We start from the raw sequence: 21,924 nt of genomic DNA, 5'->3' as shown, positions 1-21,924 counted from the left end.
CCCGATGAAATAAGATTTTGCGATATATCGTCCTGCATGCGGGCGATCGCAAGCGCAAATCAGGGAACAATCGCCACCTGCTTGGCGATATGATGGGGCCACAACCGGCGGGGCTGCGTTGTCCTTTCAGGATGGGCCATCCCGCTGCAAAATGGAGAGCGTCTCATGATCGTCGGCACCGTCAAGGAAATCAAGAATCACGAATATCGCGTCGGCCTGACCCCCGAGAGCGTCCATGAACTGACGGCCCATGGCCATGAGGTTCTGGTCGAGACCGGCGCGGGTGAGGGCATCGGCGCGCATGACGCGCTCTATGAACGGGCCGGCGCCACCATCATCGCTACCGCGGCCGAAGTGTTCGCACGCGTCGAGATGATCGTCAAGGTGAAGGAGCCCCAGGCTGTCGAGCGCGCGATGCTGCGCCCCGGCCAGATCCTCTACACCTATCTCCACCTCGCGCCCGATCCGGAACAGACCCGCGACCTGATCGCCTCAGGTGCGACCTGCATCGCCTATGAAACCGTGACCGATGCCAGCGGCGGCCTGCCGCTGCTGAAGCCCATGAGCCAGGTGGCTGGCCGCATGTCGATCCAGGCCGGTGCCACAGCCCTTGAAAAGGCGCATGGCGGCCGCGGCGTGCTGCTGGGCGGCGTGCCGGGCGTGCTGCCGGCCAAGGTCGTCGTGATCGGCGGCGGCGTCGTCGGCTTCAACGCGGCGCAGATGGCGGCCGGCCTTGGCGCCGACGTCACCATTCTCGACCGCAATCCCGAAGTGCTCGAAAAGCTCGGCATGTATTTCGAGGCGCGCGCCAAGACCCGTTTCTCGAACCGCGCGAACCTGGCCGAATGCGTGGCCGAAGCGGATCTGGTGATCGGTGCGGTGCTGATTCCGGGCGCCGCCGCGCCCAAGCTGGTCAGCGCCGACATGCTCAAGACCATGAAGAAGGGCGCGGTGCTGGTCGACGTCGCGATCGACCAGGGCGGCTGCTTCGAAACCAGCCATGCCACGACCCATGCCGACCCGACCTACATCATCGACGGCATCGTCCATTATTGCGTCGCCAACATGCCCGGCGCGGTCGCCCGCACCAGCACCTATGCGCTCAACAATGTGACCCTGCCGCATGCGCTGCGCATCGCCGAACTGGGCTGGAAGAACGCCCTGCGCCGCGATCCGCACCTGCTCGCGGGCCTCAATGTCTGGGACGGCAAGGTCACCTACAAGGCCGTCGCCGACGATCTGGGCCTGCCCTACACCCCGGCGGAAGACGCGATCGCCTGATCGCGCCGCCCCTGTTTCCCGGCGTCCCCGACAGGCGCCGGGCAAAAGGACGCCAGCCCTCCCTTGCGGGGCTGGCGTCCTTTTATTTTGCGCCGTTTTTCGTCTGGCGCGACGTCGCGTCGCCCGGCTTTGTTTCCCGATTGTCAAATAAACGCCATGGATTCTCTTGCGGGTTCCAAGATCTCGTTCGTCTAGTCGGGCAGGGGGACATGACCACATGCCCCCCATGCATCCTGGTTCCGCCGAAGAGAGGCATGGTTTAACATCATGGTCGATTTCCCCACATTCGCCGCCTTGATCCAAAAAGGCGATCGCTCCATCATGCGCGCCGGTCGCGCACTGCAGAAAGGGGCGTGCTGATGTCCGGTGATATCATGACCTGGCTCGTGCCGCTGGTTGCCATGCTGGCCGCCGGTCTGCTCGCCGGCTTTGCCGCCGGCATCTTCGGCATCGGCGGCGGCTTCGTCGTCGTGCCGGCGCTGCTGGTCGTGCTGCCGCTGCTGGGCGGGACGAAGGACGGCATCGCCCATGTCGCGATCGGCACGTCGGCTGCGACGATCATCCTGACCTCGATCCGATCGCTGCTGGCGCATTCCAAGCGCGGGGCGGTGGAGTTCGACGTCCTCAAGACATGGGCGCCCTGGATCATTTTGGGCTGTGGCGCGGGCGTCGTGCTGGCGGGCCATGTCGATGGCCGCACGCTTAAGATGATCTTTGGCGCAGGCGTCATCCTGATGTCGCTCAACTTCCTGATCCCGGTGCTGAACGGCAAGGTGATCAGCGACCAGATGCCGTCGGGGCTGGCGCGCATCGGCATTGCAGGCGGGTTGGGCACCTTTTCCTCGCTGCTGGGCATCGGCGGCGGCACCATTGCCATCATGACGATGACGCTGTGCGGCCGCACCATCCACCGCGCCATCGCCACCGCATCGGGCATCGGCACGCTGATCGCCATCCCGACCACCATCGGCTTTGCCATCATCGGCTTCCGCGAAGGCGGCCTGCCCTGGGGTTCGCTGGGCTATATCAACATCCCCGCGACGATAGCGATCGCATCGATGTCGATGCTGACCGCGCCGCTGGGCGTGGCCGCCGCCCACAGCCTGCCCGCCGGGCCGCTGAAGAAGATTTTCGGCGTCTATCTGCTGATCATCGGTGCGCTGATGCTGCGCGCGGGGCTCAAGATCTGATAATGATCTGATAATCCGGCTGTTTGAGAAAGCCGGTACCAGCCCGCTCCCCCGCCCAACCGCCCGACAGGATGACACTGGATCGGGTGGTTGGGCGGGGGAGCGGGCTGGTACCGTACCGAAAAATCGCTCTTTCGCGATTTTTCAAACAGGCTCTTAACGGCCGCCAGTGACCGCCTTAACAGGCTTTGTCACTGGCGGCCGTTCGCGCTATCTGACAGGCGGTGAAGATGGCGCAAACCGACCCGATTTCCGTGCTGCTGGTGGAAGATGACCCGGCGGCCCGCGCCAATATTGCCGAAATCCTCGTCCGCGCCGGCATGGTCGTCGACCTGGCCGAGGATGGCGCCGAAGGGCTCAAGCGCGCCGCATCGGGCCGCTATCATGTCATCATCCTCGATCGCACCCTGCCGCATCTTTCGGGCATCGACGTGGTGACGCGCATGCGCGTCGCCGGGATCGAGGCGCCGGTGCTGATGCTGTCCGCGCTCGGCCGCAGCGAGCATCGCGTCGAGGGGCTGGAAAGCGTCGTCGATGACTATATGGCCAAGCCCTTCGAGCCGGACGAACTGATCGCCCGCGTGCGCGCTTTGTGGCGCCGGGCGGGGCGGTTGCAGCAGGATTCGGTGCTGCTGTTCGGCGACCTGGAATGCCATGTAAAGGCGCGCACGGCCCATCGCGCGGGCCGCCATGTGCCGCTGTCGCCCAAGGAATTTGCGCTGTTCCGCTACCTCATGGAACATGCCGGCGAAGTGGTCACGCGCGAGATGCTGCTGCGCCATGTGTGGAAACTCAGCTTCGATCCCCAGACCAATGTCGTCGACGTCAATGTCGGCCGCCTGCGCCGCAAGCTGGAGGAAGGGTTCGATAGCGCCGTGCTGGAGACGGTCTGGGGCACCGGCTATCGGTTGATCGCCGCCCATGGCTAGGTTCGGCCTGCTGCGCTCGGTCTTTGGCCGGGTCACGCTGTCGGCCCTGCTGGTCAGCCTGGCGTCCACGCTGGTGCTGTTCCTGGTGGTCGAACGGATCGTCGAGACTGACGGGCGCGTGATGCTGGGGCGAGAGGTCGATACCGATCTGGCGGGCCTGGCGGACATCTATGTCAGCAGCGGCGAGGCGGAACTGAGGGCGCGGATCGCCGATCGGCTGGCGATGGAGCGCGGCGACAGCGAAAAGGCCTATTATCTGCTCGCCGATGCGGCCGGGCGCCGGGTGGCGGGCAATATCGATCACTGGCCCGCCCTGGCGTCCGAAGTATCCGAAGCGCGGCTGATCCGCCTGCCCGGCGGCGACCGCATGTTCGCGCGGGCGACGCTGCTTGGCCCCGATACCCGGCTGATCGTGGGGCGCAGCAATGTTCGCGCGCGGGCGCTGCAGACCCGGCTCGCCATCGCCTTTGCCATTGCCGGCGCCATCGTTGCCCTGCTCAGCCTTGCCGCCGGCCATTTCGCCGCGCGCCGCCTGCGCCGCCGGGTCGAACGGATCAACCATGTCTTCGACGCGGTGCGTGCCGGCGATATCGGTGTGCGCGCACGCGCCACCGGGGCGAGCGATGAACTGGCCGAACTGGCCGCCAACACCAATGCGATGCTGGATCAGGTGCAGCGGCTGATGGAGGCCCAGCGCTCCGTGTCGGATCAGACCGCGCACGAGATCCGCACCCCGCTGATGCATCTCGACACGCGTATCCTGAAAGCGATGGAACGGACCGATGATGAGGGGCTGTTGCGTACCCTCGGCCGGTCGCGCGACGAGATACGCAGTGTCGTGCGATTGCTCGATTCCCTGCTCGACATTGCCGGCACCCAGGCGCTGCGCGGCGATCGCCGGGGTCTCGCCGATGTCGATCTCAGCGAGATTGCCGACAATCTGGCGGACCTGTATGGCGCCAGTGCGGAGGATCTGGGCATCGCCTTCAACGCGATGGTGGCGCCGGGCATATCCTTCCGCGCCGATCCGATGCAGATCACCCGGCTCTTGTCCAACCTGCTCGATAATGCGTTCAAATATGTGCCGCGCGGCGGCAGCGTGCTGCTCAGCCTGGCGCCAGGGCCGCTGATCATTGTCCAGGATAATGGCCGGGGCATCCCGGCCGACGCGCGCGAACTGGTCTTCGACCGCTATGTCCGGCTCGATCCGTCGCCCGGCAGCGGCCATGGTCTGGGGCTGGCGCTCGCCCGCGCGATCGCCGAACGCCATGGCCTGACCATCCATGTCGAGGATGCCGCGCCCGGCGCCCGCTTCGTGGTGCAGCCGGAGATGGCGGATGATTAGGCTCTTCCTGCCCCTGCTGATGCTGGGCGTCGGCCCGGTCGCGGTGGTCGAGGAGCCGATGCCGACCGATGCGCTGATGCGCACCCTGGCGGAGGGTGATCTGGCGCAGGCGAGGGGCGATCAAGCCGCACTCGCGGCGGCGGCCGACACTCTCAAGCTGCTCGGCGCGCGCCCGGCCGAGGGGCAGGATGACCTGTCCACCCTCTGGTCGCAGCAGGCGCAGGCCGGCGGTGCCGTCCATGCCGGGCCGGTCTATCGCGGCCGCGCGCTCGGCCCCGCCTATCGCCGCGGGTCTCTGGCGGCGGGCGGGCGGGTGACGCTGCGCCAGCTGTTCCTTGCCGGCCAGCGCGCGCAGATTTCGGTGGCACGCGCCACCGGCATCGCCGCATCCCTGTCGGTCCGGGTGCGCAATGCCGATGGCGGCACGCTCTGCGCCAAGCCGGTGGCCGCGCCGCAGGCCGATTGCGCCTGGCTGCCGCTGTTCACCGAACGCTATGCGATCGAGATAGAAAATGGCGGCAGCGCGCCGGCGACCTTCTATCTGGTGATCCGCTGATCTGATCCCAATCACCTGAAAACAGGGCGGAAAAGCCCGATATTAGGCCCTTTTGGGCGCTGCGGCCCACCGCCGCCGCGCCTCGCTTCGTCCATTCTGCACATCCGTTCAGGCGCAAAATGCCGGTCCCGGTGCGTTATTGCCGCAGGTTCGATGAGGAAAGAGGAGAAACGTCATGAACCGTTCGATGCTTCTGACCGCCATCGCCATGGTCGGCATGACCCCGATCGCCGCCATGGCCCAGCCCCAGGCGCGTGGCCCGGCTCCGGGGGAAGGCCCGGTGAGCTATGAGGAACAGCTGGCGTCGGTCGAGGACCAGCTTGTCTATGAAGCGCCGATCGCCGGCGTAGAGAATAATTACTGGTTCAATTACCAGACCGACCTGGCCGAGGCGCGCAAGGAACTGACCAAGGATCTGCGCCATTCCAGCGATGCGGAGGATAATCGCGACGCCTGGGAGGAATATCGCACCGAACTGGCCGATGCCCGTGGCGACTATGCCAAGGAAATGGCCGAGAAGGGCTATCCGGTCGGCGAAGTCCGGGTGCTGGGCAGCAGCGGCCGCTGATCCGCGCGCGCTGACTCGAATATAAAAAGGGCTGGTCCGGTCATCCGGGCCAGCCCTTTTCGCATTACTGGGTATAGGCCTTGGTCAGGCGATAGAGGAAGGCGCGGCCGTCGAGCAGCGACTTCACCCGGATGCGCTCATTGAGGCCATGGACCCCCTGGCCATCGGGGTCGGCGAACATGCCCGACACGCCATAGGTGGGGATGCCCGCCGCATTGGTGAAGCGCCCGTCGGTCGCCCCGGTGGCGAGCCGCGGGATCACCGGCACGCCCGGCCACATCTCCTTGGTCAGCGCCTCGATCGGCGCCATGATCTGCGGCGTCAGCTGCGGCGCCGACGATTTGGGCTGCGGCGGATCGGCCAGCGTCACCTTGACCTTCTCGTCGCCGCCGACCTGCGCCAGCTTCGCGCGCACGGCCTCGACATCCTCGCCCGGAATGATGCGGCAATTGACGTTCGCGGTCACTGACTGGGGCTGGGCATTGGGGGCATGGCCGCCATTGATCAGCGTCGGAATGCAGGTGGTGCGCAGGGTCGCGTTCCAGCTCGGATTGGCGGCCGAGATCGCGGCATAGTCCGCTTCGGTCGCCTGGCCCGCGCCGACCGCCGCCATCGGCTGCGACAGCTTGGGATAGAGCGGCGCCGACGCGCCGAAATAGGCCTTGGCCGCCGGGGTCAGGTTCACCGGGAAATCATAGGCGTTCACATTGGCCAGCGCTTGCGCCATCCAGCCGATCGCATTGAAATGCGGTTCCTGGCGCGAACTATGACCACCCGGCGCGGTCGCGGTGAAGGTGAAGTCCTGATAGACCTTCTCGCCCGCCTGCACGCCATGGCTGACCGGCTTGCCATTTTCGTCCAGCGACCCGCCGCCGCCTTCGTTGAGCGCCCATCCGGCCGCCATCGCGTCGGGCTTGTTCTTCAGCAGATATTCGACGCCGTTGAGCGCCTTCTCCGTCTCTTCGCCACAGGTCAGCGCCATCTTGATCGTGCGCTTGGGCTTATAGCCTTCCTGCTTGAAGCGGATCATGGCGTCGGCGAAGCTCGCCGCCATCGCCTTGTCGTCCGACGTGCCCCGGCCATAGAAATAGCCGCCTTCCTCGATCAGGGTGAAGGGATCGCGGGTCCAGTCGGCGCGCTTGGCCGCGACCACGTCGATATGGGCGAGCAGCAGCAGCGCGGGCAGCTTGGCATCGGAACCGCGCAGCACGGCGGTCAGATTGCCTTCCTTGGGATGAGCGGGATCGACCACGACAGCGATATCGCCATCGGCATAGCCGGCCGCCTTCAGCCGCGTCGCAATCTGTTCGGCGGCCACGGTGCAGCTGCCATTGGGCCAGCTCGAATCGGTCTCCACCAGTTCCTTGTAGAGGGTGCGGAAGGCGGCCTCGCCGGCGCGGGCCTGCGTATCGGCCGCGGTAGCGGCGTGCAGCGGGCTGAGGCTGGCGGCCAGCAGCGCGGCGGCGGGCAAGGCGGCAACTAAGCGACGGGATGGCATGGGGCGATGTCCTTGTTCTGATTGTGCGACGCTTGGAAATGCGTCTCCCTGGCCCGGCTGGGCGGCGCGACTGTGCAGAAAGCCGGGGGCGGCGGCAAGGGGATGATTGATGCCTGCTGGCCCTGTTAGGTTGTGCATATCATGCACAATGGCTGTGCCTTGGGCTCATATTGTTTCGTCACATGGACAGGCGCATAGAGGGTTTGCCTGAAGCTCCAGCAATGCGCGCCCGATCCGGCGTGGCGAGCCGACGCGTCCGGCTTTCATTCTCCCGACCGGCGTCGCCGCCCTGCCTGGCCCCGCCCGATGATGCTGGATGTGCCGCGTGACGCCTGCCTTGCCTCAAGCGCGCTGGATGGCCGATCGCTACGGCGGCCATGACGCGCTGTTCACGCTCAAGGCCTTTCTCGCGGCGATGCTGGCCTATTATATCGCGCTGCGGATCGGGCTGGACCGGCCCTATTGGGCGATCATCACCGCCTATATCGTTGCCCAGCCGCTCGCCGGCGCGGTGTCGTCGAAGGCAATGTTCCGCCTGCTCGGCACCGTCATCGGCGCGGGCGTGGCGATCCTGCTGGTGCCGTTGCTCGGCAATGCCCCCGAACTTCTCTCGCTCGCGCTGGCGCTGTGGCTCGGGCTCTGCACCTTCGTCGCGCTGCTCGACCGGACCCCGCGCGCCTATACCTTCCTGCTGGCGGGCTATACCGCCGGCATCGTCGCCTTCCCGGCGGTCGAGGCGCAGGCGACGATCTTCACCGCCGCCAGCCTGCGCGCACAGGAAATCGGCATCGGCATCGCCTCGGCCACGCTGGTCCACAGCCTCGTCTTCCCGCGCACCGTGTCGGCTCGGCTCCAGGCGCGGATCGACGCGATCATGATCGACGCCGAACGCTGGTCGCGCGATTCCCTGCGGGTCGACCAGCGCGATGCAGTCGTGACCCGCGATCGCCGGCAATTGGCGACCGACATCCACGAACTGCACCAGCTTGCCACCCATTTGCCGTTCGAAAGCAGCGCGCTGCGGCTGAAGGCCGGGGTGCTGCGCGCGCTGGAGACGCAGCTTTGCCTGCTGCTGCCGCTGGCCAGCGCGGTCGAGGATCGCTGTCGCCAGTTGCAGCGGGCCGATGCCTTGCCGCCGGCCGTCCATGTCCTGCTGGACGATGTCGTCGCCTGGCTGGGCGCGCCGGACGGGGAGGGCGGGGCGGCCGAAGCACTGCGCGCCCGCGCTCGCGCCTGCGAACCCGATTGCCGCTTGCCCTTCGCCTGGCATGCGGCGCTGCAACTGAGCATGCTCGACCGGCTGGCCGAACTGGTCGCCGTCCATGCCATCTGCCGCGAGTTGCAGGCGGCGATGGGCGCCGATCGCATTCCCCTGTCACCGCCCGCGCGGGAAGCGATCCGCAACGCCCGCCGCCGCGTCCTGCACCGCGATTATGGCCTGGCGCTGCGTGGTGCGCTGGCGACCAGCCTCACCGTGCTGATCGGCTGCCTGCTCTGGATCCTGTCGGCCTGGCCGGCCGGGGCAGGGGCGGTCGTCATCGCCAGCATCATCTGCGCCCTGTTCAGCAATATGGACGATCCCGCGCCCGCCGCCTGGAAAGTGTGGCAGGGCACCTGCTGCGCGGTGCTGGTGGCCGCGCCCTATGCCTTTGCCATCCTGCCGCGCGTGTCCGACTTTCCGGTGCTGGTCGCGGTGCTGGCGCCGGCCTTCCTGCTGGTCGGCGGGATGATGGTGCGGCGGCGGCTGGCGGCGATGGCGATCGGCATGATCCTCTCGCTGCCCGGCCTGATGGGCCTCGATGGCTATTATACCGGGCAGTTCGACAGTTTCGCCAATGCCGCCATCGCCCAGATGCTGGGCGCCTTGCTCGCGGTCTGGGCGCTCAAGATGGTCCGCACCGTGGGCGCCGAACAATCCGCGCTGCGCCTGCTCCGGGCGGGCTGGCGCGATCTTGCCCTGCGCACCGATCCGCGGCAGCAGCCTGACACGGTCAAATGGATCAACACAATGCTCGACCGTATCGGCCTGCTGACGCCGCGGCTTGCCGAACTGGGTAGCGACACCACCGCGCCGCTGCTCGATATATTGCGCGACACGCGCGTGGGCATGTCGCTCGACGATCTCCACCGCTTCCGGGTGCGCGCCCATGCCCGCGACGACCGGCTGCTCGACGTCGTGCTGGGGCGCGTGCGCCAGCATTTCGATCGGCTTGGCGCCAGGGGGCAGGGCGATCCCGATCCGGCGCTGGTGCGGGCCATCGACACGGCGCTCGCCACGATCGGCCGGAACGGCGCGGTCGATGATCGGCGGCTGGCGCTGCTGGCGCTCACCAGCCTGCGCCGCAACATCGCGCCCGATACTCCGCTCAGTCCGCGTCGGGATCGCGAAAATTCAGCCGCCGCGTGACGGTATAGTCCAGCACGCCGACCAGCAGATAGCTGATCCACTGCTTGATCAGCGTCAGGCCGGTGCGGCTGGCGCGATAGGTTTCCAGCGAAATCTGCCGGCTCTCGCCCGTCCGCTGGGTGATGAAGCCGCGCATCGCCTCGGCAAAGCCGGCATCCTCCACCCTCAGCATCAGCTCCAGGTTGAGGAACAGGCTGCGCATGTCGAAATTGGCCGATCCGATATAGACCGCATCGTCGATCACGATCAGCTTCATGTGCAGCTTGCAGGGCTGATATTCATATATCTCGACGCCGCGTCGCAGCAGCGGACCATAGAGCAGCCGTGCGGCCGCGATCGTCGCGCCATTGTCCGACAGGGCCGGCAGGATCAGGCGCGCGCCCTTGCGCCGGGCAGCGCGGGCGATCCGCTTCATCATGCCCCGACCGGGCGAGAAATAGGCCTCGACCATGTCCAGCCGCTGCGCCCGGTCCATGTCATGCTTCACCACCTGGGCCCAGGGGCTCAGCCGCCGGGTTGGCCCGCCGATCAGCCAGCGGAACGGATCGGCCGGATCATGGTGCAGCGATGGGTGCCAGTGCCGCACCATCGCCCGCAGGGCGCGGAACCTTTGCCCCTTGCTCGTGACCCAGCGCCATAGCTGGCCATACCAGCGCGCCATCGCCTCGGCCTGCGGCCCTTCCAGCAGCAGCCCCAGGTCGCGCCAGCAATCGTCGGCCGGAATGCCGAAATAGCCATCCTCGACATTGAAGCCGCCGATCATCAGCCTTTTGTCGTCGGCCAGGGCGATCTTCTGATGGTTGCGGATCAGGTAGCGGGTCGACCGGCGCGTCCCGAACCGGCCGAAATGGCCGCCCGCCGCGATCAGCGGGGCGAACAGGCTGTCGGGCGTATCGGACGATCCGAAACCGTCGATCATCAGCGTCACGGCCACGCCGCGCGCCCGCGCCGCCACCAGCCGCTCGCAGATCAACCGGCCGCTGCCATCATCGGCGAAAATATAATAATAGAGTTTCAGGCTCGTGCGCGCACCGTCGATCAGTCTGACCAGCGCATCGCGCAGCGCCGCGCCTTCTTCGATGACGGTCAGTCGGTTGCCGTTCAGCGTGACGCTGATCGGGCTGGTCGGGGCTTGCTGTTGTCGCGACGCCATAGCCCCTTCATGCGCCGCTTTGCCGCGGCGCGCCATGGCTTTATGGGCTTTTCATTGACTCGACAGGCCGCCACTGCTAGGCGCCAAGTTCAAGATTCCCTATTGATTTTTCAGGAGGCCCGATTGGCCCGCGTCACCGTCGAAGATTGCGTCGACAAGGTTACCAACCGTTTCGATCTCGTCCTGCTCGCCGCCCAGCGCGCGCGTGAAATTTCCGGTGGCGCCGAGCTGACGCTTGAGCGTGACCGCGACAAGAATCCGGTCGTCGCCCTGCGCGAGATCGCCGAGGAAACCATTCTGCCCGCCGATCTGCATGATTCGGTCGTTGCGTCGCTGCAGAAGGTCCAGATTGACGACGACGATACGCCCGATGAAATCGGTTCGATCGCCCAGTCGGCGGAGGCCCTGCGCCTGACCGCTGCGGCGCCGCCGCGCAACCAGAATATCGGCGGCGATTACGACGGCTGATTTTCCACTTTCCGGTTTGGAGAGGGAAGGGGTCCGGCCCGCGCAAGCGGGACCGGGCCTCAATGATTCTGGGCACCGGATTCTGGTGCGTTATTTCCAGGCCGTCGCAAGCATGGCGTCGAGCATCTGGGCATAGGACCAGCCATCGGCCCGCGCGGCGATCGCCGACAGGCAATCCTGGTCTGCGCGACCCGGCCGGCCCGCACCGGTCATGTTCGGCTTCATGTTGAGGTCGAACAGCTTGAACTGGCCGCTGGCATCCGCGCGGCAGTCGATGCGGATCACCGCGCGCGATTCCACCAGCTCCGCCGCCTTCACACAGGCATCCAGCATCGCCAGCACCGGGGCTTCCTCCATCCGTTCCGGGCTGATCGCGACGCTGTTCTGCGTCACCGCGACATCGCCATTATAGGGCGCGACACCGTCCTTCTGGTCGAAGCGCAGCACCGGGCGCAGCCCCCTTTCGCCTGACGGGCGCGGCGCGGTGGGCGGCAGGACGGTGATGGTCATTTCCTCGCCGTCCAGAAATTCCTCGACCATCAGCAGCGTGCCGAACTTGCCCTCGTCGATCAGGCTGCGGGCCGCGGCGTTCAGCGCATCACCATCGCGCACCAGCGTCACGCCCTGGCTGCCCCGACCGCGCACGGGCTTCACGATCAGCGGGAAGGGGATGGCCATATCGGCCAGAACCTGCCCGACATCGGCCAGCGCATGCACGCCTTCGCTCGGCCGATCAGCCAGCAAAAAGCCGCGCGCCACCGGCAAGCCGGCCTGTTCCAGCATCCGATTGGTGGCGAACTTGTCGTCATATTTCTGCGTGGCGGCCGGGGTCTGGCCGACGATCGCGACCTGGCCCATCACGGCCTCGATCGGATGCCCCTCGAACAGCACGCTATTGGCCCAGATCGTGTCGGCGCCCGCCGCGATCGCGGCTGTTATGCCGTCCGCCGTGTCGGGGAACACCCATTGCATCGCCTGCGCCGGATCGGGCGCGGGCACCGGCGTTACCACCGTGCGGCCCAGCCCCTTCAATGCAAAGCCGATATCGGCCCCACCGTCGGAATAGCCGCCGGGCTTGGCATCCTTGCGCAGCCCGTCGATCACCGGCGGCGGCAGCGCCTGGTAGAGCAGGGCGACCGCCGGCCCGCTCATGCCACCACCTCCGGCAGGCGCCAGTCGATCGCGCCACGCCCCTTGGCCTCCAGAAAGGCATTGGCCTGTGAGAAATGGCGGCAGCCCAGAAAGCCGTTATGCGCAGACAGCGGCGATGGATGGGCGGCCTTCAGCACCAGATGGCGCCCGGAATCGACGAAGCCGGCCTTGCGCTGGGCATAGGCGCCCCACAGCAGGAACACGACCGGCTCCTCCTTCTGCGCCACCAGCCGGACGATCGCGTCGGTGAATGTCTCCCAGCCCTTGCCCTGGTGCGACGCTGCGCGGCCCATCTCGACCGTCAGCACGCTGTTGAGCAACAGCACGCCCTGCCGCGCCCAATGCTCCAGGAAGCCGTGCCGCGCGCGCGGCAGGCCAAGGTCGCTTTCCAGCTCCTTGTAGATATTGACCAGCGAGGGCGGCGTCCGCACGCCGGGCTGAACCGAAAAGCACAGGCCATGCGCCTGGCCTTCGCCATGATAGGGGTCTTGCCCCAGCACCACCACCTTCACCTGGTCCAGCGGGGTCAGGTCCAGCGCCCGGAAATATTCATTCCCCTTGGGGAAGATGCGCTTGCCCGCCGCCTTTTCCGCTTCGATGAACTGTTTCAGGCCCTGCATATGGGGGCTGGCGAACTGGTCGCGCAGCGGCGCGCGCCAGCTTTCGTGCAGCTTGATGGTGTCGTTCATGGCCGGCGTGATGAACCCCCGGCATGCCTGCGTCAACCGCGGGAAAAGCCGATCAAATATCTTGCCACCCGACCCATGATGGGCGACAGACGGGCCATGCCGTCTCTCCGTCAAATTGGCGCCAGCTGCGCCGCCCTTGGCCTGTTCTTTGCGCCCTTGCCGAGCGCCGATGCTTTCGGTCCGCCGCCCCGGCCACAGGTGCTGCTGACGGCGGAGGCGCATCTTCTGGCCGAATTTGACCGCTTCGCCGCTTTGTCGGACGGCACGGTCGGCGTCGCGGTGCAGGATCTGCAGACCGGTGAGGTCCAGTCGCGCAATGGCGACACGCTCTTCCCTATGGCCAGCGCCTACAAGGTCGCGGTCGCGGGCCGTATCCTCTCGCTGGTCGATGCCGGCAGCCTGAGGCTCGACGACCGGCTCGCGCTCGATCCTGCGCTGGCGAGCGAAGGCGGCATCGCCTGGATGTTCTCGCGTCCCGGCGCGACCCTGCCGGTCAGCCAGTTGCTCGACCTGATGCTGACGCGCAGCGACAATAATGCGACCGACGTGCTGGTCGCCCGTGCCGGCGGGCCGAAGGCGGTCAGCGATTTCGTCGCCGGCCTTGGCATCCATGGCCTGCGCGTCGACAGCGATACCGCGCATCTTCTCTACCGCGCCATGGGCATCAATCCCCAGTCCGGCACCTTCCAGCAGAATGCCGGCGCCGCCCGCCGCGCCGATCCGATGATCCAGCGGCGCGACGTGCGCGACCTGCCGAACATGGACTTCATGCTCGATCCGCGCGACACGGCGACGCCGCTGGCGATGAACCAGCTGCTGGTCGCCTATGAATCGGGCAAGGCATTGAAGCCGGAAAGCACGCAACTGCTCTTCACCATCATGGGCCATTGCCAGACCGGCAAGCTGCGCCTGTCGGGCATGTTGCCGCCCGGCACCCCGGTCGCGCACAAGACCGGGTCGCTCAACGGCGTCGGCAATGATGTCGGCATCATCGGCCTGCCTGATGGCCGCCGCTTCGCCATCACCGTCTTCGTGATGAAGGACAGCCGGGGCCATGTCTCGCGCGACCAGATCATGGCCCAGGCGGCCCGTGCGGCCTATGATTATTTCCTCTTTGCGCCCAAGCGGCGCGTGGCGCTTAACAAGTTGAACGTCCACGTATAAAAGATGGGGCATAACAGAGAGGATGCCCCTTATGACCCAGATCACCCGGTTCCGGGACTTCTGGCCCTATTATCTGCAGGAACATGCCCGGCCCGCGACGCGCGCCATGCATTATGCCGGGACCAGCCTGGTGGTTGGCATCGCGGCCACGGCGGCCATTACGGGGCGATGGTGGCTGGCCGCAGCCCTGCCGGTCGCCGGCTATGGCTTCGCCTGGGTCAGCCATATGCTGATCGAGCGCAATCGCCCGGCCACCTTCCGCTATCCACTCTGGTCGCTGCGCGCCGATTTCGTGATGCTTCAGCGCTTCCTGACCGGCCATATGCGCCGCGATCTGGTCCGTGCCGGCATCCGCGCCGACGGCACGGTCGATCCGCAGCGCCGCATTCGCGGCTGAGAGTCCGTTTGAGAAGGCCGGTCCCAGCCCGCTCCCCCGCCCAGCCACCCGACAGGATGATACTGGATCGGGTGGTTGGGCGGGGGAACAGGCTCTAGTCATCGCAAGCGCTTGATTCCCGCCGCCGCTCTGTCACAAGAGGGGCGCGATGGGGCTCACCGCGACATTCTCCCTGCCGACCGACCGGTCGGCGCTGGCCGCCCGCTGGCAGGCGCTGGAGGCGCGCAGCGATGCGTCCTTCTTCCTGCGCTGGACCTGGGTGGGCGCCTGGCTCGACAGCTATGGCGTGCGTCCCGAACTGCTCGCCGTCATCGATGAACGCGGACAGGATGTCGCGCTGGCGCTCGTCGGCCATGCGATGCGCCCGCGCCTGCTGGGGCTGGTGGCGACGCTCAGCCTCAACCAGTCGGGCGATCCGGCGATCGACCGGCCCTATGTCGAATATAATGGCCTGCTCGCCGCGCATGGGCAGGAGGCGGCGGCCGTCGCTGCCGCGATCGACGCCATCGACCGGCGTCGTGACTGGCGTGTGTTGCGGCTGAGCGGCATCACCCCGGATTCGCCGCTGCTTGGCCTGCCGTCCCGGCGAAAATTGCGGGTCGATGCCGCGCCCGTCTATCAGGTCGATCTCGACGCCGTGCGCGCCGCCGACGGCGACTATCTCTCGCTGCTCAGCAGCAATACGCGCAGCCAGATCCGCCGCGCGATGAAGGATCATGGCGGGCCGCTGCCCGACGTCACGGTCGGCACGCTGGATGACATAGGCCCCTGGCTGGACGAGATGGCCGCGCTCAACATGGGGCGCCACGCCGACAATGCCTGGGACGATCAGGGGTTTCGCCAGTTCGTCGCCACCATCGCGGCGCGTGGCCTGCCGTCGGGCGCGGTCGAACTGCTGCGCTTCACCGATGCCGGCGGCGTGGTCGGCCTGCTGGTCAATTTCGTGCAGGACGGGCAGGCGATGAACTATCAGTCCGCCTTTGCCCAGCCGCGCACGGCCAAGGACAAGCCGGGCCTGCTCTGTCACGCCGCCGCCGTCGGCCATTATGCCACGCAGGATTTCCGGCTCTATTCGCTGCTCGCCGGCAAGGATCGCTACAAGCAGAGCCTCTCCACGCGCGAGGAAGCGCTGGAATGGTGGCATGTCGAGCGTTTCAGTCCCCGGCTGGAGGCAGAGGCGCTGGCGCGCAGGATCCTTAAACGCCCAGCTTCCGCATGACCCGATAGACGAAGCGGCGAATGCCCTGTTGCTCGGGGCGTTCGCTCACCGCGCCGGTCGGCAAGCCGCGCTTGCGCAGCAATGCGTTGAAACTGTGCAGTTCGCCTTCCGCCACGCTGCGTTCGGACCGCCAGGTGATCGACAGGCTGATCGACACGGCCGGGCCATTTTCCACGAAATGCGGCGCCTTGACCGGCACATGCACGGCCTCGCCGGGGCTGAGCGGGAAGGGGGTGCCACGCGCCTTGAACCCGTCCTGCCAGATCAGGTTGCGATGGCCGCCATTGTGGAATTCCTCGCTCTTGCGCGCCGGCACCAGTTCCTCGTCGCGCGCCGGGAACACGGTCATCACCTTGGTCCCCATGATCTGCAGCAGGATATTATGCTCCGGGTCCATGTGGAACGGGGTGACGCTGCCGGGGGAGGTCAGGAAGATGAAGGCCTCGCGGTGCAGCATCGGTCCGGTGCTGCGCGCGACGATCGGCTCCAGCTCCGCCAGCGCCGCGTCCAGCAACGCGCCATAGGCCGGGTCGCGCTCGACATTCTTCAGCACCGCCCAGCTGCCATTGCTCTCGATCGTGCGGATCGTCTCGCCCAGGCTCAGCCCATTGGATGGCGTATCCTCCGGCCGCACGCCCAGCGGCAGCTTGCCGAGATTATATTCGACCGCGCTTGCCGGCATCCGCTCGGCCAGCGTCGCCAGCGCATCCAGCGTCAGCAATTCATGCCCGACCAGTTGATGCGTCAGCTTGGTCGGCTGGTCGGGATAGGCGGCGGCGAAGGCGGCGCGGGCGCTGTCCGAAAAATGCGGCGCGTCGGTGGCGGGCGCCAACGGGCTATGCACGGTCATTCCTGTCCTTTCATGCGGCTGGCGATCCGTTCGACCCCGCCGGCCAATGCAAAGGCCGCTGCCCGGCGCAGGCGCGCCGCGCCCTTGCCCTGCAGGGCGATACGATATTGGACGATGCTGCGGCGCTCGGCCCACAGGCTGTCGATCATCGGATGATCGGCGGCGGCGCAACTGTCCATCCAGCCGATCGCCGGATCATCCTGCACCGCGTGCAGATTGGCGATCTCGATCAGTACGCCGGGCGAAAAGCGCCCCATCTCCTCGTCAAAGGCGATCTTGAAGGAAAAGGCGCCGTCGCCATGGCGGAAATTGACCAGCATCGCGATCGCCCGGCCATCCAGGTCGATGCGCAGGAAATGCAGCCGACCCGCAGCAAAGGCCGCGGCGCAGGCTGCACGGAAGAAGGCGATGTCATCCGGCCTGCTCGCCAGTGCGCTGCCCTCGCGGCCCTTCCACCCGGACGCCTCCAGCGCCAGAAAGTCGCCACACCAGCGCGGCAGGTCGGCGCCATCGTCCAGCAATCGCTGCTCGACCGTCCCCAGTTCCGCCAGTCGCTTCTGCAGGCGGCGGATTTCCTTGCGCTTCTTGGCGCGGACATGGGTTTCCCAATAGGCGTCGGCCGACAGGTCGGATCGCAGCATCGCCCGGTCATGGCGATGCACCTCGCGCCGGCCGCGCCCTTGTTCGACGCACAGCGCTTCCAGCGCGGCGGCATTGGCGCCGGCCGCGTCCAGCCCGCGCAGGTGCAGGAAATGCGGCGCCCATTCGGCCGCGTCCAACTGCGCCAGCAGGCTGCGCCACGCCGCCATCTCCTGGCCGCGCCGGATCAGCGGCGCGCCGAAGAAACAATGGTCGTGCATCCAGTTGGCGACGCAGCCGATCGGCAAGCGGCCATGGCGCGCCTGCACCGTCACCGGCAACAGGCCGATCAGTTCGCCATCCGCCTGCGCCTCGATCAAACGCACGTCACCACTGCCGGCCAGATGGTCGATCGCCGCTGCCAGCAGGTCGGGCGCGTAGAAGGCATTGGGTTCGGCCGCATCCGCCGCCAGCGCTGCCCAGCGCGCGCGCGCGTCCGTCAGCGGCAGGCTGTCGGATGCAAAGGGGGGAGATGGGTGCGCTGCCATGTCCATCGCCTCGCCTTAGCCGGGAAAGATTAGGGAATGCCTAAGTATTCCGCCGCATGGAAGCCTGTATCGAACGGCTTATGAGGGAAAGGGCTTTACATCGCGCGTCGGATTGTCTGTGAACCGCCATGGCTCTGGCGGCGACGCGCCTGTCGGCCCGATCAAGGAGGATGACGCTTTGACGATCCTGGTAACCGGCGCGGCCGGCTTCATCGGCATGGCGGTGGCCGACCGGCTGCTGGCCGACGGGCGCGCCGTGATCGGCATCGACAATCTCAACGACTATTATCAGGTCTCGCTCAAGCGCGATCGGATCGCGGCGCTCGAACAGCGCCATGGCAAGCTGTTCACCTTCGCCGAACTGGACTTTGCCGACATGCCGGCACTTCAGGCGCTGCTCGCCGATCATCCGATCGAGGCGATCGTCCATCTCGGCGCCCAGGCCGGCGTGCGCTATTCGTTGATCAACCCCCATGCCTATGTCCGCTCCAACCTTGCCGGCCATGTGAACATGCTCGAACTGGCGCGGGAACGGCGGGTGCGTCATCTGGTCTACGCCTCCTCCTCGTCCGTCTATGGCGGCAACGAGAGCTTGCCCTTCCGGGTGGAGGATCGCACCGATCATCCGGTCTCCCTCTATGCCGCGACCAAGCGGGCCGACGAGCTGATGAGCGAGACCTATGCCCATCTGTTCCGCGTGCCGATGACGGGGCTGCGCTTCTTCACCGTCTATGGTCCCTGGGGCCGGCCCGACATGGCGATGTGGATCTTCACCCAGAAGATCCTTGCCGGAGAACCGATCCCGGTCTTCAACCATGGCCGGATGCAGCGCGACTTCACCTATATCGACGATATCGTCGCCGGGGTGATCGGCTGCCTTGATTCCCCGCCGGGCGATGACGGCGCGCTCAAGGCGGGCGGCAGCCGGGCGCCGCATCGGCTCTACAATATCGGCAATAATCGGCCCGAGGAACTGATGCACCTGATCGCCGTGCTGGAGGAGGCTGTGGGGCGCAAGGCGCAGCTGGACTTCCAGCCGATGCAGCCGGGCGACGTGCCGGCGACCTTCGCCGACATCAGTGCGATTGCCCAGGATATCGGCTTTGCGCCCACCACCGGGATCGAGTCGGGCGTGCCCCGATTCGTCAACTGGTATCGCGACTATCATCGACTGTGAGTGTTGCGACATATGTCGAGTTGTCGAAAAGTTCCTCGGCTTGTCGATGATTTAGCTCATTTCATCTTGTATTTCTGCCCCATTCCCCCTGCCTTCCGACTTCAGTGCCCCTTGCCGCACTTGCGAAATGGATTGCCATAAGTGCCTGAAACGGCGTAGACAGTTGCAGGGTGCTGATTGCGAAATCGGCCTGGGGTCGCGGAACAAGGGATGGACGCTGCGCTGGCAAGGCGCATCGACACCGCGGGCGTCAGCCGGAGCATGTCGGCGGCGATACGCGGAAAAAAGGGCAAGAAGCGTGTCGACAGTTTCGAAGATCGTTCCTTTCGGCTCGGGTGCGCATATTGTGGAGACGGCGTGCAGCAGTCTCGCCCTGGCAGCCAGGGGGCTCAATACACTCGAAGCCAAATTTTCCGACCGGGAATTTTCCGCCGCCTTCCTGCGGCTCGTCGGTATCATCATCAATGTCCGGGGACGGGTGATCGTCACCGGTATCGGCAAGAGCGGCATCGTCGCGCGCAAGATGACGGCCACGCTCACCTCCACCGGTACGCCGGCGCTGTTCCTGCATCCGGCCGATGCCGGCCATGGCGATCTGGGCATGGTGACGCCGGACGATGTCGTGCTGATGCTGTCCCATTCGGGTGAATCCACCGAACTCGGGCCGATCATCCATTATTGCAAGCGCTTCGGCGTCCCGCTGCTGGCGATGACGGCGCAGGCGCAGAGCACCGTGGCCGAGGCTGCCGATGTCTGCATGCTGATGCCGGCGGTGCGCGAAGCCTGCCCCAATATGCTGGCGCCCACCACATCGACCACCTTGCAGATGGCCTTTGGTGACGCACTGGCGATGTCGCTGATGGAAATGCGCGGCTTTTCGGCCGACGATTTCTACAAATTCCACCCCAATGGCCGTCTTGGGGCGCAGCTCGTCAAGGTGCGCGAACTGATGTCGGCGGGCAGCGACGTGCCGCGGGTGTGCGAGGATTCCTCGCTGCTCGACGCCACGATCGAGATGACCCGTGCGCGCCTTGGCGGCACGGCCATCGTCGACCAGCGTGGCCAGCTGATCGGCGCCTTCACCGATGGCGATCTGCGCCGGGCCGTGACCGGCAAGCAGAATCTGACCGATGCGGTCGGCCGTTTCATGACCGTGACGCCGCAGTCGATCGGTCCCGACGAACTGGCGTCGGAAGCGCTGCGCATCATGCACGATCGCAACATCACCCTGCTGTTCGTGTGCGAGGATGGCGATCTGGTCGGCGCGCTTCACATGCATGATCTGCTGCACGCCGGGGTCGCCTGACCATATTGGTGGTCATTCCGGCGCGGGCGGGGTCGTCCCGCCTGCCGCGCAAGCCGCTGCGCCTCATTGCGGGGCGCAGCCTGCTGCATCGCACGATCGCCATGGCGCGCGCGGCGATCGGCGCGCGCGCCGGCGTCGCTCTGGTCGTCGCCACCGATGATGACGAGATTGCGGCCCATGCGCAGGCCGCCGGCTGCGACGCGGTGATGACCGACAGCGCGATCGCCACCGGCTCCGGCCGCGCGCTCGCCGCTGCCCGCGCGCAGGCCACCCAGCCCGACTTCGTCGTCAATCTCCAGGGGGATTCGCCCTTCCAGCCCAAGGGAGCGCTGGGCGCGGTGATCGAGGCGCTGGATGCCGGCGCGCAGGTCGCGACCCCGGTGATCGGGCTCGACTGGGCCGCGCTCGATGCGCTGCGCGAGCATAAGCAACGCTCGCCCTTCAGCGGCACGACCTGCGCGCGCGGCGCGGATGGCCGGGCGCTCTGGTTCTCCAAGACGATCATTCCCGCCATCCGCGATGAGGACCAGCTCCGTGCCGCCGGTCCCATATCGCCCGTCTGGCGCCATGTCGGCCTTTATGGCTATGCCTATGATGCGCTCGCCCGTTTCGAGGCATCGCCGCCCACGGCGCTCGAAAATCTGGAAGGGCTGGAGCAGTTGCGGCTGCTGGAACTGGGCATCGATATCATGACCGTCCCGGTCGATCCGCCCGTTTTCGACAGCAGCGGCATCGATACCGAGGCCGACATCCAGCGGGTCGAGGCGCTGATCGCCGCCCATGGAGACCCGACGCCGGCCCTGTCATGAGCCGGCACATCTTCGTCATCCGCCACGGCAACACCTTCGCTTCCAGCGCCGATGCGCGTCGGGTCGGGGCCGGCACCGACATTCCGCTGGTCGACAGCGGCATGGCCCAGGCGCAGCGTCTCGCCAGCTATTTCGCGGCCCGGTCGCTGGGGCCCGTGCGCCTCTACAGCGGCCCGTTGCAGCGCGCGCGCCAGACCGCGGCGCCGATCGCGGCCGCGCTCGACCATCCGGTTGACGCCATCCTGCCCTGGCTCGACGAGATCGACCATGGCCCGGACGAGGGGCAGCCGGAGGCGACCGTTTTGGCGCGTCTTGGCGAAGCGGCGATCGCCGCCTGGGACCGGGACGGGATCGTGCCCGATGGCTGGACCGTCGACGCCCCTGCGCGCATCGCTGCCTGGCGCACCTGGTTCGCCGCTGAAGGGGAGGGGACGGAATTGCTGGTCACCAGCAACGGCGCCGCCCGCTTCGCCCTGCTGGCGCTGGGCCTCGCCCATGGCCAGCTCAAGCTGCGTACCGGGGCCTTTGGCGAACTGGTCGTCGATGCGCCGGGCCAGGTGCGGCTGCTGCGCTGGGACGAGCGCCCCTAGGGATTATTCCCGGCCGATCTCCGCAAAGCCCGCGATTGGCCCCCGCTCT

The 21,924-nt window shown here is 66.7% G+C and carries 21 protein-coding genes; 15 read left to right on the top strand and 6 right to left on the bottom strand.

Going from position 1 to position 21,924, the window contains the following annotated elements; all coding sequences use genetic code 11:
- The first annotated feature begins 165 nt into the window (after positions 1-165).
- From ald to BRX37_RS11180, 6 genes are all read left to right on the top strand, one after another.
- Positions 166-1,281, top strand: coding sequence for an alanine dehydrogenase (ald, locus tag BRX37_RS11205; protein WP_125986989.1), 1,116 nt, complete (start codon positions 166-168; stop codon positions 1,279-1,281).
- A 359-nt stretch (positions 1,282-1,640) separates the two neighbouring features.
- Positions 1,641-2,471 carry a sulfite exporter TauE/SafE family protein gene (locus tag BRX37_RS11200; RefSeq protein WP_004208288.1) on the top strand — a complete coding sequence of 277 codons (831 nt, stop codon included), beginning with the start codon at positions 1,641-1,643 and terminating at the stop codon, positions 2,469-2,471.
- Between the two features lie 230 nt (positions 2,472-2,701).
- Positions 2,702-3,400 (top strand): response regulator transcription factor, encoded by a 699-nt coding sequence (locus BRX37_RS11195; protein ID WP_125986987.1) that lies wholly within the window; start codon positions 2,702-2,704, stop codon positions 3,398-3,400.
- On the top strand, positions 3,393-4,745 hold the full coding sequence (locus tag BRX37_RS11190; RefSeq protein WP_125986985.1) for a HAMP domain-containing sensor histidine kinase: 1,353 nt from the start codon (positions 3,393-3,395) through the stop codon (positions 4,743-4,745). The genes BRX37_RS11195 and BRX37_RS11190 overlap by 8 nt, the downstream gene beginning before the upstream one ends.
- Complete coding sequence (locus tag BRX37_RS11185) at positions 4,738-5,301, top strand: hypothetical protein (RefSeq protein ID WP_097384343.1); 564 nt, start codon at positions 4,738-4,740, stop codon at positions 5,299-5,301. The genes BRX37_RS11190 and BRX37_RS11185 overlap by 8 nt, the downstream gene beginning before the upstream one ends.
- 175 nt (positions 5,302-5,476) lie before the next feature.
- The gene (locus tag BRX37_RS11180; RefSeq protein ID WP_004208283.1) at positions 5,477-5,869 is read left to right on the top strand and encodes a hypothetical protein; all 393 of its coding nucleotides are present in this window, start codon (positions 5,477-5,479) and stop codon (positions 5,867-5,869) included.
- 64 nt (positions 5,870-5,933) lie between these two features.
- On the opposite strand, the gene BRX37_RS11175 is transcribed toward BRX37_RS11180, so the two are convergent.
- A complete protein-coding gene (locus BRX37_RS11175) occupies positions 5,934-7,367 on the bottom strand; it encodes a M20/M25/M40 family metallo-hydrolase (protein WP_125986983.1) in 1,434 nt (477 codons plus the stop codon).
- Between the two features lie 355 nt (positions 7,368-7,722).
- Between BRX37_RS11175 and BRX37_RS11170 the strand changes: the two genes are divergently transcribed.
- Positions 7,723-9,774, top strand: coding sequence for an FUSC family protein (locus tag BRX37_RS11170; RefSeq protein WP_125986981.1), 2,052 nt, complete (start codon positions 7,723-7,725; stop codon positions 9,772-9,774).
- Here BRX37_RS11170 and BRX37_RS11165 read toward each other — a convergent pair.
- The gene (locus BRX37_RS11165) at positions 9,734-10,963 is read right to left on the bottom strand and encodes a phospholipase D-like domain-containing protein (protein WP_125986979.1); all 1,230 of its coding nucleotides are present in this window, start codon (positions 10,961-10,963) and stop codon (positions 9,734-9,736) included. The genes BRX37_RS11170 and BRX37_RS11165 overlap by 41 nt on opposite strands.
- 87 nt (positions 10,964-11,050) lie before the next feature.
- Here BRX37_RS11165 and rpoZ point away from each other — a divergent pair, with 87 nt between their 5' ends.
- Entirely contained in the window at positions 11,051-11,395 is a 345-nt protein-coding gene (rpoZ, locus tag BRX37_RS11160) for a DNA-directed RNA polymerase subunit omega (RefSeq protein ID WP_004208279.1), read from the top strand.
- A 90-nt stretch (positions 11,396-11,485) separates the two neighbouring features.
- Here rpoZ and BRX37_RS11155 read toward each other — a convergent pair whose 3' ends face one another.
- Both BRX37_RS11155 and ung read right to left on the bottom strand, forming a co-directional pair.
- Positions 11,486-12,547, bottom strand: a complete 1,062-nt coding sequence (locus tag BRX37_RS11155) for a D-alanine--D-alanine ligase family protein (RefSeq protein ID WP_125986977.1) — start codon at positions 12,545-12,547, stop codon at positions 11,486-11,488.
- Positions 12,544-13,236: a uracil-DNA glycosylase gene (gene ung / locus BRX37_RS11150; protein ID WP_063976149.1), complete on the bottom strand. Its 693-nt coding sequence runs from the start codon at positions 13,234-13,236 to the stop codon at positions 12,544-12,546. The genes BRX37_RS11155 and ung overlap by 4 nt, the downstream gene beginning before the upstream one ends.
- A 96-nt stretch (positions 13,237-13,332) precedes the next feature.
- Here ung and bla point away from each other — a divergent pair, with 96 nt between their 5' ends.
- From bla to BRX37_RS11135, 3 genes are all read left to right on the top strand, one after another.
- Positions 13,333-14,400 carry a class A beta-lactamase gene (bla, locus tag BRX37_RS11145; RefSeq protein ID WP_235654574.1) on the top strand — a complete coding sequence of 356 codons (1,068 nt, stop codon included), beginning with the start codon at positions 13,333-13,335 and terminating at the stop codon, positions 14,398-14,400.
- A gap of 31 nt (positions 14,401-14,431) precedes the next feature.
- The gene (locus tag BRX37_RS11140; protein WP_010338316.1) at positions 14,432-14,797 is read left to right on the top strand and encodes an Mpo1-like protein; all 366 of its coding nucleotides are present in this window, start codon (positions 14,432-14,434) and stop codon (positions 14,795-14,797) included.
- 148 nt (positions 14,798-14,945) lie between these two features.
- Positions 14,946-16,016 carry a GNAT family N-acetyltransferase gene (locus tag BRX37_RS11135; protein ID WP_097384336.1) on the top strand — a complete coding sequence of 357 codons (1,071 nt, stop codon included), beginning with the start codon at positions 14,946-14,948 and terminating at the stop codon, positions 16,014-16,016.
- Here the strand turns inward: BRX37_RS11135 and BRX37_RS11130 are convergent.
- Together BRX37_RS11130 and BRX37_RS11125 are read right to left on the bottom strand one after the other, a co-directional pair.
- The gene (locus BRX37_RS11130; protein ID WP_097384335.1) at positions 15,994-16,866 is read right to left on the bottom strand and encodes a cupin domain-containing protein; all 873 of its coding nucleotides are present in this window, start codon (positions 16,864-16,866) and stop codon (positions 15,994-15,996) included. The genes BRX37_RS11135 and BRX37_RS11130 overlap by 23 nt on opposite strands.
- The gene (locus tag BRX37_RS11125) at positions 16,863-17,999 is read right to left on the bottom strand and encodes a GNAT family N-acetyltransferase (RefSeq protein ID WP_125986975.1); all 1,137 of its coding nucleotides are present in this window, start codon (positions 17,997-17,999) and stop codon (positions 16,863-16,865) included. The genes BRX37_RS11130 and BRX37_RS11125 overlap by 4 nt, the downstream gene beginning before the upstream one ends.
- Before the next feature lie 172 nt (positions 18,000-18,171).
- Here BRX37_RS11125 and BRX37_RS11120 point away from each other — a divergent pair, with 172 nt between their 5' ends.
- The 4 genes from BRX37_RS11120 (at position 18,172) to BRX37_RS11105 (ending at position 21,875) form a co-directional block, all read left to right on the top strand.
- On the top strand, positions 18,172-19,170 hold the full coding sequence (locus tag BRX37_RS11120; RefSeq protein ID WP_097385717.1) for an NAD-dependent epimerase/dehydratase family protein: 999 nt from the start codon (positions 18,172-18,174) through the stop codon (positions 19,168-19,170).
- Between the two features lie 298 nt (positions 19,171-19,468).
- Positions 19,469-20,476, top strand: a complete 1,008-nt coding sequence (locus tag BRX37_RS11115; protein WP_037507643.1) for a KpsF/GutQ family sugar-phosphate isomerase — start codon at positions 19,469-19,471, stop codon at positions 20,474-20,476.
- Positions 20,477-20,484: 8 nt separating this feature from the next.
- Positions 20,485-21,285, top strand: coding sequence for a 3-deoxy-manno-octulosonate cytidylyltransferase (gene kdsB, locus BRX37_RS11110; protein WP_125987026.1), 801 nt, complete (start codon positions 20,485-20,487; stop codon positions 21,283-21,285).
- A complete protein-coding gene (locus BRX37_RS11105; protein WP_125986973.1) occupies positions 21,282-21,875 on the top strand; it encodes a histidine phosphatase family protein in 594 nt (197 codons plus the stop codon). Before kdsB ends, BRX37_RS11105 begins: the two co-directional genes overlap by 4 nt.
- Positions 21,876-21,924 lie beyond the last annotated feature (49 nt).

The organism is Sphingomonas sp. S-NIH.Pt3_0716 (assembly GCF_003950715.1).
Taxonomy (GTDB): domain Bacteria; phylum Pseudomonadota; class Alphaproteobacteria; order Sphingomonadales; family Sphingomonadaceae; genus Sphingobium; species Sphingobium yanoikuyae_A.
This window is presented reverse-complemented; position numbering and strand designations above follow the sequence as displayed.

Bases quoted from the DNA above. Each gene is read 5' to 3' on its own strand.
- BRX37_RS11165 (WP_125986979.1), bottom strand. From the start codon at position 10,963: ATGGCGCGCCGCGGCAAAGCGGCGCATGAAGGGGCTATGGCGTCGCGA.
- BRX37_RS11105 (WP_125986973.1), top strand. From the start codon at position 21,282: ATGAGCCGGCACATCTTCGTCATCCGCCACGGCAACACCTTCGCTTCC.
- BRX37_RS11135 (WP_097384336.1), top strand. From the start codon at position 14,946: ATGGGGCTCACCGCGACATTCTCCCTGCCGACCGACCGGTCGGCGCTG.
- BRX37_RS11175 (WP_125986983.1), bottom strand. From the start codon at position 7,367: ATGCCATCCCGTCGCTTAGTTGCCGCCTTGCCCGCCGCCGCGCTGCTG.
- BRX37_RS11195 (WP_125986987.1), top strand. From the start codon at position 2,702: ATGGCGCAAACCGACCCGATTTCCGTGCTGCTGGTGGAAGATGACCCG.
- BRX37_RS11130 (WP_097384335.1), bottom strand. From the start codon at position 16,866: ATGACCGTGCATAGCCCGTTGGCGCCCGCCACCGACGCGCCGCATTTT.
- BRX37_RS11185 (WP_097384343.1), top strand. From the start codon at position 4,738: ATGATTAGGCTCTTCCTGCCCCTGCTGATGCTGGGCGTCGGCCCGGTC.
- BRX37_RS11125 (WP_125986975.1), bottom strand. From the start codon at position 17,999: ATGGACATGGCAGCGCACCCATCTCCCCCCTTTGCATCCGACAGCCTG.
- bla (WP_235654574.1), top strand. From the start codon at position 13,333: ATGCCGTCTCTCCGTCAAATTGGCGCCAGCTGCGCCGCCCTTGGCCTG.
- ung (WP_063976149.1), bottom strand. From the start codon at position 13,236: ATGAACGACACCATCAAGCTGCACGAAAGCTGGCGCGCGCCGCTGCGC.
- BRX37_RS11190 (WP_125986985.1), top strand. From the start codon at position 3,393: ATGGCTAGGTTCGGCCTGCTGCGCTCGGTCTTTGGCCGGGTCACGCTG.
- BRX37_RS11200 (WP_004208288.1), top strand. From the start codon at position 1,641: ATGTCCGGTGATATCATGACCTGGCTCGTGCCGCTGGTTGCCATGCTG.
- BRX37_RS11170 (WP_125986981.1), top strand. From the start codon at position 7,723: ATGGCCGATCGCTACGGCGGCCATGACGCGCTGTTCACGCTCAAGGCC.
- ald (WP_125986989.1), top strand. From the start codon at position 166: ATGATCGTCGGCACCGTCAAGGAAATCAAGAATCACGAATATCGCGTC.
- BRX37_RS11140 (WP_010338316.1), top strand. From the start codon at position 14,432: ATGACCCAGATCACCCGGTTCCGGGACTTCTGGCCCTATTATCTGCAG.
- BRX37_RS11180 (WP_004208283.1), top strand. From the start codon at position 5,477: ATGAACCGTTCGATGCTTCTGACCGCCATCGCCATGGTCGGCATGACC.
- BRX37_RS11155 (WP_125986977.1), bottom strand. From the start codon at position 12,547: ATGAGCGGGCCGGCGGTCGCCCTGCTCTACCAGGCGCTGCCGCCGCCG.